Here is a 472-nt window from a genome sequence, read left to right on the forward strand (position 1 = left end):
CGTCGATTGGTCAGACATCCGAGAGCATAAACGCATCATGGCTCTGCGCGCCTCAATAGCCTTCAATGGCCGCTCTATTACCCTGTATGAGAAGTCCTATCCCCTATCAGAACAATGCTCTAAGGCCTCCCACAACGGTTTTTTAGCGGACTTAGCCAAGATTTTACCTTTGCATGTTACCCCTCTCATCGTGACTGACGCGGGGTTCAAAGTGCCTTGGTACAAAGAGGTTGAGGCGCATGGTTGGTTTTGGCTAAGCCGTATTCGCGGTACAGTTCAATTTGCAGATATTGGCGCTGAAAATTGGCGTGCAGTTCGCAGTACACATGACTTGGCCAACGGTCGAGCGAAGAGCCTGGGTTGTAAGACCTTGACCAAAACTAACCCTATCAATTGCCATCTCACGCTTTATCGTAGCAAACCTAAGGGGCGTACAAATCAGCGTTCAACGAGGACTAATTGCCACCATCCA

General features: G+C 49.4%; 1 protein-coding gene. It reads left to right on the forward strand.

The features are described 5' to 3' along the window. The coding region (locus tag K5Q99_RS22010; RefSeq protein ID WP_220778142.1) for a transposase at positions 1 to 472 on the forward strand (472 nt) is incomplete at both ends.

This window comes from Shewanella hafniensis (genome assembly GCF_019655335.1).
Taxonomy (GTDB): domain Bacteria; phylum Pseudomonadota; class Gammaproteobacteria; order Enterobacterales; family Shewanellaceae; genus Shewanella; species Shewanella hafniensis.